Source organism: Pseudomonas poae (assembly GCF_001439785.1).
GTDB classification, from domain to species: Bacteria; Pseudomonadota; Gammaproteobacteria; order Pseudomonadales; family Pseudomonadaceae; genus Aquipseudomonas; species Aquipseudomonas poae.
In genome coordinates, this window is the sequence record NZ_JYLI01000028.1 from 42,952 (window position 1) to 59,209 (window position 16,258).

A 16,258-nucleotide genomic window follows, 5' to 3' on the forward strand; every position below is an offset into this window, starting at 1 on the left:
CGTCGGCGGCGGAAGCAACCATCCAAGATTTTGCTGGATGTTTGTACAGCCGATTTTGCGCTGGCTGTGGACGCCTTGCAGCGCCTAGACTTTAGCAATCTTCAGCTCAGGAATGGCCCGTGACCTCGATTTTCTGGTACGACTATGAAACCACCGGCATCAATCCTCGCAGCGATCGCCCTCTTCAGGTCGCCGGTATTCGTACCGATCACGACCTCAACGAGATAGACGCGCCGGTCAACCTGTTTTGCCTGCCAAGCGACGATATCCTGCCTCATCCGGCAGCCTGTGCCATTACAGGCATCACGCCTGCGATACTGGCGCAAAAGGGCCTGGCCGAGGCCGACTTCATGACCCGTGTGCACGCGCAGCTGGCAGCCCCCGGCACCTGTGGCGCCGGTTACAACACCTTGCGGTTTGATGATGAAATGACGCGGTACAGCCTTTACCGCAATTTTTTCGACCCTTATGCGCGGGAATGGCAGGGCGGCAACAGCCGCTGGGACTTGATCGATGTGGTCCGCACGGCCTACGCGTTGCGCCCCGAAGGGATCACCTGGCCCGAACAGGACGGGCGCGTTACCCTCAAGCTTGATCGCCTGACGCAGGCCAACGGGATTGATCATGGCCAGGCGCACGATGCGTTGTCAGACGTACGCGCCACGATTGCACTGGCTCGCCTGGTCCGTAAGAAACAGCCCAAGCTGTTCGACTGGCTCTTTCAACTGCGCAGCAAGCAACGCGTCATGGACCAGGTACGCCTGCTGCAGCCGATGGTACATATCTCCGGGCGCTTTTCCGCCGAGCGTCACTATCTGGGTGTGGTGCTGCCGCTGGCCTGGCACCCGCGCAACCGCAATGCCTTGATCGTGTGCGACCTGGGGCTCGATCCACAGGGGCTGCTCGCGCTGGACGCTGAAACTTTACGTCAGCGTCTCTATACGCGCCGCGACGAACTGGCCGAGGGCGAACTGCCTGTGCCGCTCAAGTTGGTGCATATCAACCGTTGTCCGGTGGTCGCCCCTTTGAGTGTGCTGCGTGCCCAGGACTGTGAGCGGTTGCAGTTGGATATGGACAGTTATCAAGCACGCGCGCTGCGGCTAACTGACGCACAGGATGTATGGCGTGACAAGTTGATGGCTATTTATGCCGAGGACGATTTTGCCGCAAATGAAGATCCCGAGCAGCAGCTGTACGCTGGTTTTATCGGCGACCGCGACCGCCGCTTGTGTGAACAAGTCAGGGCCGCAGAACCTGCACAACTCGCCCGTCAACAGTGGCCCTTTGATGATCACCGTTTACCGGAATTGTTATTTCGCTACCGCGCCCGTAACTTTGCTGAAACCTTGAGTCACGAGGAGCAACAACGCTGGAAACTTTTCTGTCAGCAACGTTTGTCGGACGCACAATGGGGCGCTCCCAATACCCTGGAATCATTTAATCTTGCGCGACGAGAATTGATGATTAGTGCTACATCGATTCAGTGTGAGGTGCTGGATCAATGGCAAGAGTATGTCGATGCTTTAGCGCTGCGGATGAATCTGTAGGAAAATAATTGCGCAATTGTTTCGGCAATAAAAAAACGCCAGCAAGCTGGCGTTTCAGGGTGTCGCAAATCAGGCAGGACCTGGCAAGGCTTAGCCGAGCAGAGTGGACCAACCTTCAACCACGTCACCGCCCCACTTGGCTTTCCACTCTTTCAGCGTCTTGTGGTTGCCACCTTTGGTTTCAATCACTTCACCGTTGTGCGGGTTTTTGTATTGCTTGACCTTGCGAGCACGTTTGGTGCCGGTAGTTTTCACAGCGCCACGCGGTGCTTTAACTTTCGACTCTGGATCGAGCAGCGCGATGATGTCGCGCAGCGACTTGGAGTATTCACCCATCAAGGTGCGCAGTTTGCCTTCAAATTCCAGCTCGGTTTTCAGTTTGTCGTCTTGGGACAAATTCTTCAAACGGGCTTGCAGCTCTTTGATGGCTTCTTCGGTGGCGCGGTATTCGTTGATCAGGGACATGTGGACTACCTTATGTAGAACGCTGATGACAGGGACAGTGCGCCAATAATAGTCAGGCAATTTGCTCAAGTAAACATTTAAGCGTGTATTCGGGTGAATTACTCTGAATGTAAGCAGCCACGCGATGCAATCGAGTTAATAAGTAGCGGTATGCGCAACGACCTTCTGATTAATGTCCCGCTTACTGCCCACGCGTGAGGTTGTAGATTTAAGTAAATGCGGTAAAACCTTACACAATTAAGGGGCACCGGCAGAGCGTAGCGCAGAATAAGCGTGAAGGAATACTGCAGTTTTTCTGCGCAATCGCTAGAATGGCGGCCTTTGCGAAGTTCTGGAGTTTCCCCCTAATGCGCACTTTTCGGCTGGTGATTGCTTGCCCGGACCGGGTTGGCATCGTTGCCAAAGTCAGTAACTTTCTGGCCTCCCATAACGGTTGGATCACCGAGGCGAGCCATCACTCGGACGATCTCAGCGGTTGGTTTTTCATGCGTCACGAAATACGTGCCGACACGCTTCCCTTTGGTCTGCAAGCCTTCCGCGAGGCGTTTGCGCCGATTGCCGAAGAGTTTTCGATGACCTGGCATATCACGGACACCGAGCAGAAAAAACGTGTGGTGCTGATGGCCAGCCGTGAGTCCCACTGCCTGGCCGACTTGCTGCACCGCTGGCACAGCGATGAGCTGGACTGCGAGATTGCCTGCGTGATCTCCAACCATGACGACCTGCGCAGCATGGTCGAGTGGCATGGCATCCCGTATTACCACGTGCCGGTCAATCCGCAGGACAAGGAGCCGGCGTTCGCCGAGGTTTCCCGTCTGGTCGGGCAGCATGAAGCCGACGTGGTGGTGCTGGCGCGCTACATGCAAATCCTGCCGCCGGAACTGTGCCGTGAATACGCCGGCAGGGTGATCAACATTCACCACAGCTTCCTGCCCTCGTTTGTGGGTGCCAAGCCTTACCATCAGGCATCCCTGCGCGGCGTGAAGTTGATTGGCGCAACCTGTCACTACGTCACCGAAGAGCTGGATGCTGGCCCGATCATCGAGCAGGACGTGGTGCGTGTCAGCCACAGCGACAGCATTGAAGACATGGTGCGTTTCGGCCGTGACGTCGAGAAGATGGTGCTGGCCCGTGGCCTGCGTTATCACCTGGAAGATCGCGTGCTGGTGCATGGCAACAAGACGGTCGTGTTCTGATCACGGCGATTGAAGAATCGAGGGCCTGGGCGTTAAATCGTCCCAGGCCCTTTTTCTTTGCCTGAACGTCGAGGATTGAGTCATGAATGACCCTTTGGACAAAGCCACCGCAAAGGCCCCGGCGACCCTGGGCGAAGGCTGTTTGAGCCGTTATGACCCGGATGAACTGAACAGTGAAGACGGCACGGATTTTCCCGGTGCCGCCCAGTTATGGGAACGCGAGCGCAGCAAGCCCGAGCCTGAAAAAGACTGATGAGGGTCGAACGTTGCCCATCCTTCAAGCGCAGATTTTTATTCATCGCTTGAAGGGGCCGCTAATGTCTTAATATTCCAAGCGCCTACCTGCGGCATTGGAGATCAACCATGGGTGACGAAATGCCTGATTCCACACAACTGCTTATCGGTGCCGACTCAGACGGCCAGCCCATAGCCCAGCCCATGCGCCTGGCCAATCGTCACGGATTGATTGCCGGAGCCACGGGCACTGGCAAGACCGTCACCTTGCAACGCCTGGCGGAAGCGTTCAGCGATGCGGGTGTGGCGGTATTTGCCGCCGACATCAAAGGTGACCTCTGTGGCCTGGGCGCCGCCGCCAATCCCCAGGGCAAGGTGGCCGAGCGTATCGCCGGCATGCCTTTCATTAATTACACCGCCAAGGCTTACCCCGTCACGCTGTGGGATATCCACGGCCAGTCCGGTCATCCATTGCGCACCACCATCAGCGAAATGGGCCCGCTCCTGCTCGGCAGCCTGTTGGAACTCACCGACAGCCAGCAGTCGGCGCTGTACGCCGCCTTCAAGGTGGCCGACCGCGAAGGCCTGTTGCTGCTGGACCTCAAGGATCTCAAGGCGCTGCTCAATCACCTGCACTATCACCCGCAACTGCTGGGCGATGACGCGGCATTGATGAACACGGGCTCCAGCCAGGCGCTGCTGCGACGTCTGGCGGTGCTGGAACAGCAGGGCGCCGACGCCTTGTTCGGCGAGCCCGCGTTGCAACTTGAAGATATCTTGCAGCCCGCAGCAGATGGCCGTGGCCGTATTCATCTATTGGATGCCAGCCGTCTCGTGCATGAAGCACCAAAGGTGTACGCCACGTTCCTGTTATGGCTCCTGGCGGAGCTGTTCGAACAATTGCCGGAGCGCGGCGATGCCGAAAAGCCGTTGCTGGCACTGTTCTTCGATGAGGCCCATTTGTTGTTTGCCGATACTCCCAAGGCCTTGCAGGATCGGCTGGAGCAAGTGGTGCGGTTGATTCGCTCCAAAGGCGTTGGCGTGTATTTCGTCACGCAGTCCCCAGGGGATCTGCCTGACACCGTGCTCGCGCAGCTCGGCCTGCGTATCCAGCACGGCCTGCGTGCGTTCACCACTAAAGAGCAGAAATCGCTGCGCGCCGTGGCTGAGGGTTTCCGTGCGAACCCGGCGTTCGATGCCTTAACGGTGCTGACGGAGCTGGGCACGGGTGAGGCGTTGGTCGGCACCTTGCAGGAAAAGGGCACGCCGGAGGTGGTCCAGCGGGTGCTGGTGGCGCCGCCACAATCGCGGATCGGCCCGCTCAGCGAGGTCGAGCGTGCGGCGCTGATCGCCAGTTCGCCCCTGCAAGGCCGCTATGACAAACCGATTGATCGCGAATCCGCCTATGAAGTGCTGATGGCACGCAAGGCGCTGGGGCCAGGCGCAGCGTCTGCGCCTGCAGCTCAGGAACCGAGCTTCACCGACAAGGCCGGCGCGTTTCTGGGAACGGCGGCAGGCAAGGCGCTCAAATCCGCGATGCAGCAGGCCGCCAATCAAATAGGGCGGCAGTTGGTGCGCGGTTTACTGGGCTCGTTGCTCGGCGGCAGCAAGCGCAAGTAGCGGCTCAGGCCTTGGGCCTGGCGTGGGCGGCGAGCCGTTCCAGCGCCGCGCGCAAGCCTGGATCGCTGATCCCGTCGGCCGTGGCCTGGATGGTTTCGGCGGCATTCTCCGACAGATCCATCGTATGGCCGACCGCACCTTGCTGCACGGTAGGCGGCTGTACCTTGAACTGGATGCGCGTCAGGCTGGCGAACTCATCAAATACCATCAATTGCCGCTGCAGGCGTTTTTGCTGGTAGCGCAGGCGGGTCGCCCAATGGCCGTCGGTGACGATCAGCAGCAAATTGCCTTCACGCCAGGACGCCACGTGACAATGTTCGCGTGCGGCCGGTTGCAGTTGGCTTTCGAGCAGGCGTTGCAGGTGGCCCAGGCGTTGGGCGTGGCCGAAGATGGCTTTCAACGGCTTGGCTTCGCGAAGCAACACGCTGGGTGCGCGGGCTGTGAGAGGGCGAAATGCCATGAGCGGACACCTTAAGTAACAGAGCGGCCATCTTAACAGAAAGCACCCAGGCGGCCCCGGGCAATGCCGATGCACGGCTTTTCCCGTGAAATCAATAAGTAACTTCTGCACCTGACGGGTTGAAGTTCGCGCAAAAGCCCTTATTTTAAACAGGCCCTCTCACAGCCTCATGCCAGCATCTGGGAACAACGCCACTTTCCTCACCCACGTTTCCGGGTAGAATGCGCGTTCGCATGCGGCCGTGAGGGCTGCTCGGGCCACTGACGGTGCGCCCTCCATCCCTATGTGTGGAAGAACCTGCCGATATGTTTGCGCCTTTGTTAAAGAAACTTTTTGGAAGCAAGAATGAGCGCGAAGTCAAACGCATGCTCAAGACGGTGCAGCTGGTCAATGCTTTCGAAGAGCAGATGGTTGCCCTTTCCGACGAGCAATTGCGCGCCAAGACCCAAGAGTTCAAGGCCCGCATAGCCAAAGGTGAAACCCTCGACAAACTGCTGCCCGAAGCCTTTGCGGTTGCCCGTGAAGCCGGCAAGCGCGTAATGGGCATGCGCCACTTCGACGTCCAGTTGATCGGCGGCATGACCTTGCATGAAGGCATGATCGCCGAAATGCGTACCGGTGAAGGCAAGACCCTGGTGGCGACACTGGGCGTTTACCTCAACGCACTGTCCGGCAAGGGCGTGCACGTTGTGACCGTGAACGACTACCTGGCCCGCCGGGACGCCAACTGGATGCGTCCGCTGTATGAATTCCTCGGCCTCACCGTCGGCGTAGTCACGCCGTTCCAGCCGCCGGAAGAGAAGCGTGCCGCCTACGCCGCCGACATCACCTACGGCACCAACAACGAATTCGGGTTCGACTACCTGCGCGACAACATGGCGTTCAGCATGGAAGAAAAATTCCAGCGCGAACTCAATTTTGCCGTGATCGACGAAGTCGACTCCATCCTGATCGACGAAGCCCGTACCCCGCTGATCATCTCCGGCCAGGCCGAAGACAGCTCGCGTCTGTACACCGAGATCAACAAGTTGATCCCGCGCCTGGAACAGCACATCGAGGAAGTGGAAGGCGTGGTGACCAAAGAAGGTCACTTCACCATCGACGAGAAGACCCGCCAGGTCGAACTCAATGAAGCCGGTCACCAGTATGTAGAAGACATGCTGACCCAGATCGGCCTGCTGGCTGAAGGCGAGAGCCTCTATTCGGCGCACAACCTGGGCCTGTTGACCCATGTGTATGCCGGCCTGCGTGCCCACAAACTGTTCCACCGCAACGTCGAATACATCGTCCAGGACGGCCAGGTCGTGCTGGTTGACGAACACACCGGCCGTACCATGCCGGGTCGTCGCCTGTCCGAGGGCCTGCACCAGGCCATCGAGGCCAAGGAAGTGCTCAACATCCAGGCCGAAAGCCAGACGTTGGCGTCCACCACCTTCCAGAACTACTTCCGTCTGTACAACAAACTGTCCGGCATGACCGGTACGGCCGACACCGAAGCCTTCGAATTCCATCAGATCTACGGTCTGTCGGTGGTGGTTATCCCGCCGAACAAGCCGCTGGCGCGCAAGGACTTCAACGACCTGGTGTTCCTGACCGCCGAAGAGAAATACGCGGCGATCATCAACGACATCAAGGACGGCATGGCCCAGGGCCGCCCGATCCTGGTGGGCACCGCGACCATCGAGACGTCCGAGCATGTGTCCAACCTGCTCAACAAGGAAGGCATCGAGCACAAGGTCCTCAACGCCAAATTCCACGAAAAGGAAGCCGAGATCATCGCCCAGGCTGGTCGCCCAGGCGCGCTGACCATCGCGACCAACATGGCCGGTCGTGGTACCGACATCCTGTTGGGCGGCAACTGGGAAGTGGAAGTGGCTTCGCTGGACGACCCGACGCCCGAGCAGGTCGCCCAGATCAAGGCCGACTGGCAGAAACGCCATCAGGCCGTGCTGGAATCCGGTGGCCTGCAGGTGATCGCTTCCGAGCGTCACGAATCGCGTCGTATCGACAACCAGCTGCGTGGCCGTGCCGGTCGTCAGGGTGACGCCGGTTCCAGCCGTTTCTACCTGTCCCTGGAAGACAGCCTGATGCGTATCTTCGCCTCGGACCGCGTGAAAAACTTCATGAAGGCCCTGGGCATGCAATCCGGCGAGGCGATCGAGCACCGCATGGTGACCAACGCCATCGAGAAGGCCCAGCGCAAGGTTGAAGGGCGCAACTTCGACATCCGCAAGCAACTGCTCGAGTTCGACGACGTCAACAACGAACAGCGTAAAGTGATTTATCACATGCGTAACACGTTGCTGGCCGCCGACAACATTGGCGAGACCATTGCCGACTTCCGTCAGGATGTGCTCAACGCCACCGTGGCCGCACACATTCCGCCACAGTCCCTGCCTGAGCAGTGGGACGTTGCCGGTCTGGAAGCGGCGCTCAAGAGCGACTTCGGTGTCGACCTGCCGGTTCAGCAATGGCTGGACGAAGACGATCACCTGTACGAAGAGACGCTGCGCGAGAAGCTGATGACAGAGCTTTTGGCCGCGTACAACGAGAAAGAAGAGCAGGCGAGCGCCGAAGCCCTGCGCACGTTCGAGAAACAGATCGTACTGCGCGTGCTGGACGACCTGTGGAAAGACCACCTGTCGACCATGGACCACCTGCGTCACGGTATCCACTTGCGCGGCTATGCCCAGAAGAACCCGAAGCAGGAGTACAAGCGCGAGTCGTTCACGCTGTTCTCCGAGTTGCTCGATTCGATCAAGCGCGATTCGATTCGCGTGCTGTCCCACGTTCAGGTGCGTCGCGAAGACCCGATCGAAGAGGAGGCACGTCTGCGCGAGGAAGCCGAGGCACTGGCCGCGCGCATGCAGTTCCAGCATGACGAGGCACCGGGCCTGGACGCGCCGCAAGTGCTTGGCGAAGAGATCGATGTAGCCCTGGCGCAAACCCCGGTGCGCAACGATCAGAAGCTGGGCCGCAACGAACTGTGCTGGTGCGGTTCGGGCAAGAAGTACAAACACTGCCACGGCGAAATCAACTAGGATTTGCGCCTGACGCTGCAGCACCCCGCGCCGCGACCGGCCTCTGCCGTCGCGGCGTTTTGCAATTAATCTCACCGTCAATCAAGACGGCACAGACATCATCTATTGTTGAGGAGCGCATTCATGGCTGTTGGTCTTGGTCCTTTGCCCACATTGCACCCGGTGGCCGGTTTTGAGCTCGGTATTGCTTCGGCCGGCATCAAGCGTCCGGGTCGCAAGGATGTGGTAGTGATGCGCTGTGCCGAGGGTTCGACCGTCGCTGGCGTGTTTACCCTCAATGCGTTTTGTGCAGCGCCCGTCATTCTGGCCAAACAGCGCGTAGCCGGCCCGATTCGGTACCTGCTGACCAACACCGGCAATGCCAATGCCGGTACGGGCGAGCCCGGCCTGGTTGCCGCTGCGCGCACCTGTGCAAAGCTTGCGCAATTGACAGGCGTGGATGCCAGCCAGGTGCTGCCTTACTCCACCGGCGTGATCGGCGAGCCACTGCCGGTCGAGAAAATCGAAGGAGCCTTGCAGGCCGCGCTGGATGATTTGTCTGTGGATAACTGGGCGGCAGCGGCCACCGGCATCATGACCACCGACACCCTGCCCAAGGGCGCGAGCCGCCAGTTCGTGCATGACGGCGTGACCGTCACGGTCACCGGCATCAGTAAGGGCGCGGGCATGATCCGCCCGAACATGGCCACCATGCTCGGCTACATTGCCACCGACGCCAAGGTGTCGCGCAACGTTCTGCACAGCCTGATCCTGGACGGCGCCAACAAGTCGTTCAACCGCATCACCATCGATGGCGACACCTCGACCAACGACTGCTGCATGCTGATTGCCACCGGCCAGGCCAACCTGCCGGAAATCACCGACGCCACCGGCCCGCTGTTCGCAGCGTTGAAACAGGCGGTGTTTGAAGTGTGCATGGACGTCGCCCAGGCCATCGTGCGCGACGGTGAAGGTGCGACCAAGTTCGTCACCGTTGAAGTCAATGGTGGCGGCAATCATCAGGAATGCCTGGACGTGGGTTACACCGTGGCCCATTCGCCGCTGATCAAGACTGCACTGTTCGCCTCCGACCCGAACTGGGGGCGCATCCTCGCCGCCGTCGGCCGCGCCGGCGTGCCGGAACTGGACGTGAGCAAGATCGACGTGTTTCTTGGTGACGTGTGCATCGCCAGCCGTGGCGCGCGGGCCGAAACCTACACCGAGGCGCAGGGTTCGGCAGTGATGCAGCAGGAAGAAATCATCATCCGCATCGAGCTGGGCCGCGGCGATTGCAGCGAAACCATCTGGACCACTGATCTGTCCCACGAGTACGTGAAGATCAACGCGGAATATCGCACCTGAAAATGACCCTCCCCCTGTAAGCGCTTGCTCTTGCAGGGGTTACCACACGAGGAAGCAGTGGCGTGAAACGAGTACATGTAGCAGCGGCGGTGATCCGCGGTGCCGACGGCAGGATCCTGCTGGCACGCCGTGCCGACACCCAGCATCAGGGCGGTTTGTGGGAGTTTCCCGGTGGCAAGGTGGAGACTGACGAGTCGGTCGCCACCGCGCTGTCCCGCGAACTGCAGGAAGAGTTGGGTATTCAGGTCACGACGGCGCGGCCATTGATCAAGGTGCAGCATGACTATCCGGACAAGCAGGTGTTGCTGGATGTCTGGGAAGTCTCGGCGTTTACCGGCGAGCCTCACGGCGTCGAAGGGCAGCCGCTGGAGTGGGTGGCTCCTCGGGATCTGCTCAACTATGCGTTTCCCGCAGCCAACACGCCGATTGTCGCGGCCGCGCGCCTGCCTGCCGACTACCTGATCACCCCCGGCGAGCTGGAAACCCCGACGCTGTTGCGTGGCATCCAGCAGGCTGTCGCCTCCGGCATCAAGCTGATTCAACTGCGCGCCCCCAATGGTTACGACCCCAAATACCGCGACCTGGCGGTGGATGCGGTGGGGCTGTGCGCCGGTAAAGCGCAACTGATGCTCAAGGGGCCATTTGAATGGCTGGGGGATTTTCCTGCGGCGGGTTGGCACGTGACCTCGGCGCAACTGCGCAAATACGCGAGCAAAGGAAGGCCGTTGCCCAAGGACCGTTGGCTGGCTGCGTCCTGCCATAACGCCGAGGAACTGGCGTTGGCGGAATTGATGGACGTGGATTTTGTGACGTTATCGCCCGTGCAACCGACCCAGACCCACCCGGATGCGCAGCCCCTGGGCTGGGAACAGGCGGCACAGTTGATTGCCGGGTTCAGCAAGCCGGTATTTCTGTTGGGCGGGGTAGGGCCTGCCGAGCGGGAGCAGGCGTGGGCGGCAGGGGCTCAGGGTGTGGCGGGTATCAGGGCGTTCTGGCCACAGATTTGAGGGGTGGCAGGAGGGGGCTTGCTCCCGATGAGGCCAGACAACCCACTGCATAATCAGTGCGGCTTGGCCGCCGCCTGCCACAGCACCTCAGCCACACTCTGGCGCTTGGCAATCACTCGCGCCGCCACAAACAGCAGATCCGACAGCCGATTGATATACGCAAGCCCCACCCCTTCAAGCGGCTCAACCGCGTTCAGGTGCTGACACCGACGCTCCGCGCTGCGTGCCAGACTACGGCATACGTGTGCCTGGGCAATCAAGGCTGAGCCACCGGGCAGGATGAAGTTTTCCAGCGGCCCGACTTCTTCGTTCCAGCGGTCAATGGCTGCTTCCAGCCGGTCCACCTCGGCCGCATTCAATGCTTTGTAAACCGGCATCGCCAGCTCGCCGCCGAGGTCGAACAGGCGATGCTGGCAAGGCGTCAGTACTTCAATCACCTCCCTGAGTTCCGGGTGCTTGCCGCTCTGCTCTTCCAGAGTGGCCAGCAGCAGGCCCAATTGGCTGTTGAGCGTATCGACTTCACCAATGGCCTCCACGCGCGGGTGATCCTTGGGCACGCGGCGGCCGTCGCCCAGGCCGGTTTCGCCCTGGTCGCCAGTGCGGGTGTAGATCTTCGACAGGCGAAAGCCCATGGTCATTGCTCCAGTTGAGTAAGTGCAGTGGGGGACAATTGGCTGCCGGCCAGAGGCAAGCGCAAGGTAAAGCAGGTGCCCTGGCCCAAGGTGGAATGCACTTCCATCTGGCCCTTGTGGTTGTTGGTGATGATGAAATACGACACTGACAGCCCAAGCCCGGTGCCCTGACCGATTTCCTTGGTGGTGAAGAACGGTTCGAAAGTGCGCTTGCGCACGCTTTCGCTCATGCCGATGCCGTTATCTTCCACCTGGATTTCGGCCCACGGCGGGTTGAGGCGGGTGCGCAGGATGATCCGCCCCGGCTCGCCGTCGTCGCGCAGGTGAATGGCCTGGGCGGCATTTTTCAGCAGGTTGAGCAGCACTTGTTCCAGTTCGTTGGCAGTACCAGGCACCGGGCCCAAGTGCGGGTCGAATTGACGAATGATCGCCTGCCCCTTGAAGTCGAAGCCAATGGTCAGGTCAAAATCATTGCCGGCGATTTCCACGGCCTGATCGATCAGCGCGGGTAAGTCGCAGGGCGCCATTTGCCGGTTGCTGCGGCGGCTGAAGCTGAGCATATGGGTGACGATCTTCGCCGCCCGCGCCCCGGCTTGCTGGATGCCGTCGAGCAATTGCGGCACTTCGCGGCCTTCGAGGTAGCGATTGACCGTTGCCAGCTCGATGCCGGCCTGTTCGGCGTGTTCCTGGTTTTTCGGCAAGTCCGCCGACAGCCGGCGGCGGATGTTCTGCACGTTGTGCAGAATCGCGCCCAGCGGATTATTGATTTCATGGGCCATGCCGGCCGCGAGACCGCCGACGGAAAGCATTTTTTCCGACTGCACCATCATTTCTTCCAAGGAAAGGCGCTGAGTGATGTCGTCGATGCGGATCACCACACCGCGTCCCGCGCCGCCCGTCAGCGGGTAGAAGGTGAGGGCATAATGCTTGGGCTCGTCATCCTTGATCCAGGTGACGCGTTCGATGCGCTCCACCACGTGCTGCTCGATCGTGGCCTTGATCTGCGGCAGAAACGGCTTGAGCGGCTCGAACGCGAGGAAGATCGGCTGGTTCAGCGCTTCATCCAGGCGCGTACCGGAAAGCGCGCTGGCCTCCTGGTTCCATTGGGTGACATACAGTTGCTCATCCAGCGCAATCAGCGCCGAGGGCATTGAGTCGATAATGCTGTTGAGATAATTCTGGAAACCGGTGAGTTTTTTCTCGATCTTGCTGCGAACCTGCACTTCCAGTTCGAGCTTGCGGTTGGTGTGACGCGTTTCTTCGGCCAGACCTTGCGCCTGGTCATAGGCCGCCTGGGAGTCGTCCCGGGCGCGCTTGAGCTGCTGTTCGCGCGCTTCGATGCGCGACAACATGGTATTGAATGCTTCCGCCAGGCTGCCGATTTCGTCGTGGTTGCCGCGCCCGGCGCGCAATGCGTAGTTCTCTTCGCGCGTCACTTGGCGGGACAGTTCTTCCAGCTCATAAATGGGCCGGGTGATCAATCGCTTGATCTGGCGGGCGATCACCAGCCACAACAGCACGCTGAAAATCAGGATGCCAAGGCTGGCGGTCAGGGTGCCGGTGTAGAACGCCACGGGCAGTTCGCTGCTGGCCACCAGCAGCAAATGCCCGGATGCCTGGCCGGGACGGGGCAGGGTGATGACCTGGTTGCTGCGAAACTCGGTGACGCGCCACGCCTCGATATGCCGATAGGTGTCCGGCAGGTGCAGTCGGTCGCCATGTTGCATCTGTGCCAGGCGATTACCTTCGCCGTCGTACAGCGCAGCGGCGCGCAGCGGTGAATAGCTGGTCAATTCGTTGAGCAGGGCATCGGCCTTGGCCGGCGATTCGAGGGCCTCGGCGGCAAGGGCCGGGTTGGACACTAACCGGCCAATGGCCTGTAACGCCTGCGGCGCCATGCTTTCCTGGGAAATCCAGTAGGCGGCGCTGATAAAGGTGAGGTTGGCCACCAGCAACACGGTGGTCAGCAGCACCAACAGCGCGGCCAGCAGTTTCTGGCCGACCGGAAGGTTTTCAAGACGCTGGCGCAGGGGCATCAGGGTGTTCGCCGTTAAGAGACAGGCAGGCAGGGTAGCGCGTGCCTCAGTCGCTGGGCAATCCGCGGGCCACCAACTGCTCGACCAGGCGCGCCTGCACGGCGCGCAGATGGGGCACGGGCAACTGATGGCGGGCGGCAGCCTGGCAGGCGTAACCCAGCAGGTAGCTGATTTCGGTACGGCGCAGGTTGGCCACGTCCTGATACATGGAGGAAAAATTGGCGGCAGTGGCCTGGATCACCCGTTGCACTTCAGCGTGAAGATCCTGCGCGGCCGCTGGTTGACCGCAGTACTCAAGCAGCTCGGCCAACTCGGTGCACAGTGTTGCGACTTCACGCGGGTGCGCCTGCAGGCCACCGTTGCGACATTGATGAAGCACGGTCAGCGGGTTGACCGCGCAATTGAGCGCCAGCTTGCGCCACAGGCGCGTGAGAATATCGTCGCTCCATTCATGGGGGATACCGGCAGCGTGCAGGTCATCCAGCCATGGCGGCGCTGTCGGACTGGCCGCGTCCCCCAACCAGGTGTAGCCATGCCCGGCGAATACCACGCGCCACTCACCGTCGCGAAACGCGCCCTCGGTGCTGGAGGCGAATATGCAGTGGGCGTGAGGCTGCTGAGCGGCCACCGTGTCTTGGCTGCCCAGGCCGTTCTGCAGCAGGATCAGCTCGGCGTGCGGCGCAAGACGGTGTTGCAGTTGTGCGACAGCGCGTGGTGCGTCGTAGGCTTTGCATGCCACCAGCAGGCGATGGATTGGCTCAGGGCTGTCGGGCGTTTCGGCGCCCACCGGGTAAATGTGCGCAACACCTTGCTCGACCAGGGTGAGTCCAGGCCCTGCCTGGTAGCTTTCCAGTCGCTCCTTGTTGCGCAGAATCAACCGCACCGGCACGCCGGCACGCGCCAGGCGTGTGGCCCAGAGGGTGCCAAGACTGCCCGCGCCGAGAATGTGCCAGGTGGTTGGCATCGGTTTGTGCTCCATTGGGTCGACTGCGATGAACGGGACGAAAGAGTCGCTATAATGCCCCGGCATTTTAGCTCGGGCGCGCTCCATCTTTACTGAGTCTGCCCCTTATATTGGAGAAATGACATGCCTTCGTTCGACGTGGTATCCGAACTGGACAAACACGAAGTCACCAACGCCGTCGAGAACGCCGTCAAGGAACTGGACCGCCGCTATGACCTGAAAGGCAAGGGCAGCTTTGAGTTCAAGGAAAAGGAATTGACCGTCAACCTGACCGCTGAAGCAGATTTCCAGCTGGAAGCGATGATCGAGATCCTCAAGCTGTCGCTGGTCAAGCGCAAGATCGACGCGCAGTGCCTTGAAATCAAGGACGCCTACGCCTCCGGCAAGCTGATGAAACAGGAAGCTGTGCTCAAGGAAGGCATCGACAAGGAGCTGGCGAAGAAGATCGTCGCTCACGTCAAGGATGCCAAGCTCAAGGTGCAGGCCGCCATTCAGGGTGAGCAGGTGCGGATCACCGGCAAGAAACGTGACGACCTGCAAGAGGCCATTGCGGCCCTGCGCGCCAAGACGTTCGACATGCCGCTGCAGTTCAATAACTTCCGCGACTGATTGCAAAGGAGAAGATAGATGGATTTGAACGCTGAAATGGATCACTTGATCAAGACCTCGCAGTCCTGGATCCCGATGATCATGGAATACGGCAGCCGCGTGTTGCTGGCCGTGATTACCCTGGCCATTGGCTGGTGGCTGATCAATGTCTTTACCAATCGCGTCGGGCGCTTGCTGGCCCTGCGTAAAGCGGACCTGGCGCTGCAGCACTTCATCACCAGCCTGGCGAACATCGCGCTGAAAGTGATGCTGGTGGTCAGCGTGGCCTCGATGATCGGCGTGGCGACCACCTCGTTCGTTGCTGCCATCGGTGCCGCAACCCTGGCCATCGGCCTGGCCTTGCAAGGCAGCCTGGCCAACTTTGCCGGTGGTGTGCTGATTCTGCTGTTCCGTCCGTTTCGCATCGGCGACTGGATCGAAGCCCAGGGCACCTCCGGCACGGTCGACAGCATCCAGATCTTCCACACCGTGTTGCGCACCGGTGACAACAAGACCGTGATCGTGCCCAATGGCATCTTGTCCAACGGCATCATTACCAACACCAACCGCCAACCGACCCGCAAGGTGGTGTTCGACGTGGGCGTGGACTATGAGGCCGACCTGCAGAAAGCCCGTGAAGTGCTGCTGGAGCTGGCAAAGGATCCGCGTGTGCTGGCTGATCCTGCGCCGGCGGCTGTGGTTTCGACCTTGGGTGACAGCTCGATCACGGTTTCGCTGCGCTGCTGGACTAACACGCCGGATTATTGGGATGTGGTGTTCATGCTCAATGAACTGGCGCGCGACCGTTTGAAAGGGGCGGGGATTGATATTCCGTTTCCACAGCGGGTTATTCGTGTCATGCAGGAAGCGCCGGCGAAGTAATAGGGAAGTGTTGCGTTTAACTTGGCCGTTAGGTCAGGTTAAATGCGAAGATTGAATATAACGCGCGAACATAGTTACTTAGCTTGCTAGTTAGTTTTGCTGAAACAGTTTTGCAATAAAAAAGGTTCTTCACGGAATCCCGGGAAACACAGAAACAAGAACGCCGATTTGATTGATGATGTTCGTGCGAGCAAACACATCTACCAAACCGGCGTTCTTATGCGCGATATTAATACTTTCCTTCC

General features: G+C 59.9%; 14 protein-coding genes. 9 read left to right on the forward strand and 5 right to left on the reverse strand.

Features of this window, described 5'->3' with window-relative positions; all coding sequences use genetic code 11:
- The first annotated feature begins 119 nt into the window (after positions 1 to 119).
- On the forward strand, positions 120 to 1,547 hold the full coding sequence (gene sbcB / locus TU75_RS24600; RefSeq protein ID WP_060550425.1) for an exodeoxyribonuclease I: 1,428 nt from the start codon (positions 120 to 122) through the stop codon (positions 1,545 to 1,547).
- A 90-nt stretch (positions 1,548 to 1,637) separates the two neighbouring features.
- Here sbcB and mvaT read toward each other — a convergent pair whose 3' ends face one another.
- Positions 1,638 to 2,012 (reverse strand): histone-like nucleoid-structuring protein MvaT, encoded by a 375-nt coding sequence (mvaT, locus tag TU75_RS24605; RefSeq protein WP_003237642.1) that lies wholly within the window; start codon positions 2,010 to 2,012, stop codon positions 1,638 to 1,640.
- 347 nt (positions 2,013 to 2,359) lie between these two features.
- Between mvaT and purU the strand changes: the two genes are divergently transcribed.
- The 3 genes from purU (at position 2,360) to TU75_RS24615 (ending at position 5,062) form a co-directional block, all read left to right on the forward strand.
- Entirely contained in the window at positions 2,360 to 3,208 is an 849-nt protein-coding gene (gene purU, locus TU75_RS24610) for a formyltetrahydrofolate deformylase (protein ID WP_003237644.1), read from the forward strand.
- 82 nt (positions 3,209 to 3,290) lie between these two features.
- On the forward strand, positions 3,291 to 3,461 hold the full coding sequence (locus tag TU75_RS27830; RefSeq protein ID WP_003237646.1) for a hypothetical protein: 171 nt from the start codon (positions 3,291 to 3,293) through the stop codon (positions 3,459 to 3,461).
- A gap of 122 nt (positions 3,462 to 3,583) precedes the next feature.
- Positions 3,584 to 5,062 carry a helicase HerA-like domain-containing protein gene (locus tag TU75_RS24615; RefSeq protein ID WP_015372851.1) on the forward strand — a complete coding sequence of 493 codons (1,479 nt, stop codon included), beginning with the start codon at positions 3,584 to 3,586 and terminating at the stop codon, positions 5,060 to 5,062.
- Positions 5,063 to 5,066: 4 nt separating this feature from the next.
- Here TU75_RS24615 and TU75_RS24620 read toward each other — a convergent pair whose 3' ends face one another.
- Positions 5,067 to 5,522 carry a DUF721 domain-containing protein gene (locus TU75_RS24620; RefSeq protein ID WP_003237650.1) on the reverse strand — a complete coding sequence of 152 codons (456 nt, stop codon included), beginning with the start codon at positions 5,520 to 5,522 and terminating at the stop codon, positions 5,067 to 5,069.
- A 305-nt stretch (positions 5,523 to 5,827) separates the two neighbouring features.
- On the opposite strand from TU75_RS24620, the gene secA reads away from it, so the two are divergent.
- The 3 genes from secA (at position 5,828) to TU75_RS24635 (ending at position 10,911) form a co-directional block, all read left to right on the forward strand.
- Entirely contained in the window at positions 5,828 to 8,563 is a 2,736-nt protein-coding gene (secA, locus tag TU75_RS24625; protein WP_015372850.1) for a preprotein translocase subunit SecA, read from the forward strand.
- A gap of 123 nt (positions 8,564 to 8,686) precedes the next feature.
- Positions 8,687 to 9,904 carry a bifunctional glutamate N-acetyltransferase/amino-acid acetyltransferase ArgJ gene (gene argJ / locus TU75_RS24630; protein ID WP_060550426.1) on the forward strand — a complete coding sequence of 406 codons (1,218 nt, stop codon included), beginning with the start codon at positions 8,687 to 8,689 and terminating at the stop codon, positions 9,902 to 9,904.
- 62 nt (positions 9,905 to 9,966) lie between these two features.
- Positions 9,967 to 10,911, forward strand: a complete 945-nt coding sequence (locus TU75_RS24635) for a Nudix family hydrolase (protein WP_003237656.1) — start codon at positions 9,967 to 9,969, stop codon at positions 10,909 to 10,911.
- 53 nt (positions 10,912 to 10,964) lie between these two features.
- Here TU75_RS24635 and TU75_RS24640 read toward each other — a convergent pair whose 3' ends face one another.
- Genes TU75_RS24640 through TU75_RS24650 form a run of 3 tightly spaced genes read right to left on the reverse strand, consistent with a single transcriptional unit; the run spans position 10,965 to position 14,543 of the window.
- Complete coding sequence (locus tag TU75_RS24640; RefSeq protein ID WP_060550427.1) at positions 10,965 to 11,543, reverse strand: cob(I)yrinic acid a,c-diamide adenosyltransferase; 579 nt, start codon at positions 11,541 to 11,543, stop codon at positions 10,965 to 10,967.
- 2 nt (positions 11,544 to 11,545) lie between these two features.
- Entirely contained in the window at positions 11,546 to 13,579 is a 2,034-nt protein-coding gene (locus tag TU75_RS24645) for a sensor histidine kinase (RefSeq protein WP_015372847.1), read from the reverse strand.
- 46 nt (positions 13,580 to 13,625) lie between these two features.
- On the reverse strand, positions 13,626 to 14,543 hold the full coding sequence (locus TU75_RS24650) for a putative 2-dehydropantoate 2-reductase (protein WP_060550428.1): 918 nt from the start codon (positions 14,541 to 14,543) through the stop codon (positions 13,626 to 13,628).
- Positions 14,544 to 14,666: 123 nt separating this feature from the next.
- On the opposite strand from TU75_RS24650, the gene TU75_RS24655 reads away from it, so the two are divergent.
- Positions 14,667 to 15,152 carry a YajQ family cyclic di-GMP-binding protein gene (locus tag TU75_RS24655; protein ID WP_003209785.1) on the forward strand — a complete coding sequence of 162 codons (486 nt, stop codon included), beginning with the start codon at positions 14,667 to 14,669 and terminating at the stop codon, positions 15,150 to 15,152.
- An 18-nt stretch (positions 15,153 to 15,170) separates the two neighbouring features.
- The gene (locus TU75_RS24660) at positions 15,171 to 16,013 is read left to right on the forward strand and encodes a mechanosensitive ion channel family protein (RefSeq protein WP_003237665.1); all 843 of its coding nucleotides are present in this window, start codon (positions 15,171 to 15,173) and stop codon (positions 16,011 to 16,013) included.
- Positions 16,014 to 16,258 lie beyond the last annotated feature (245 nt).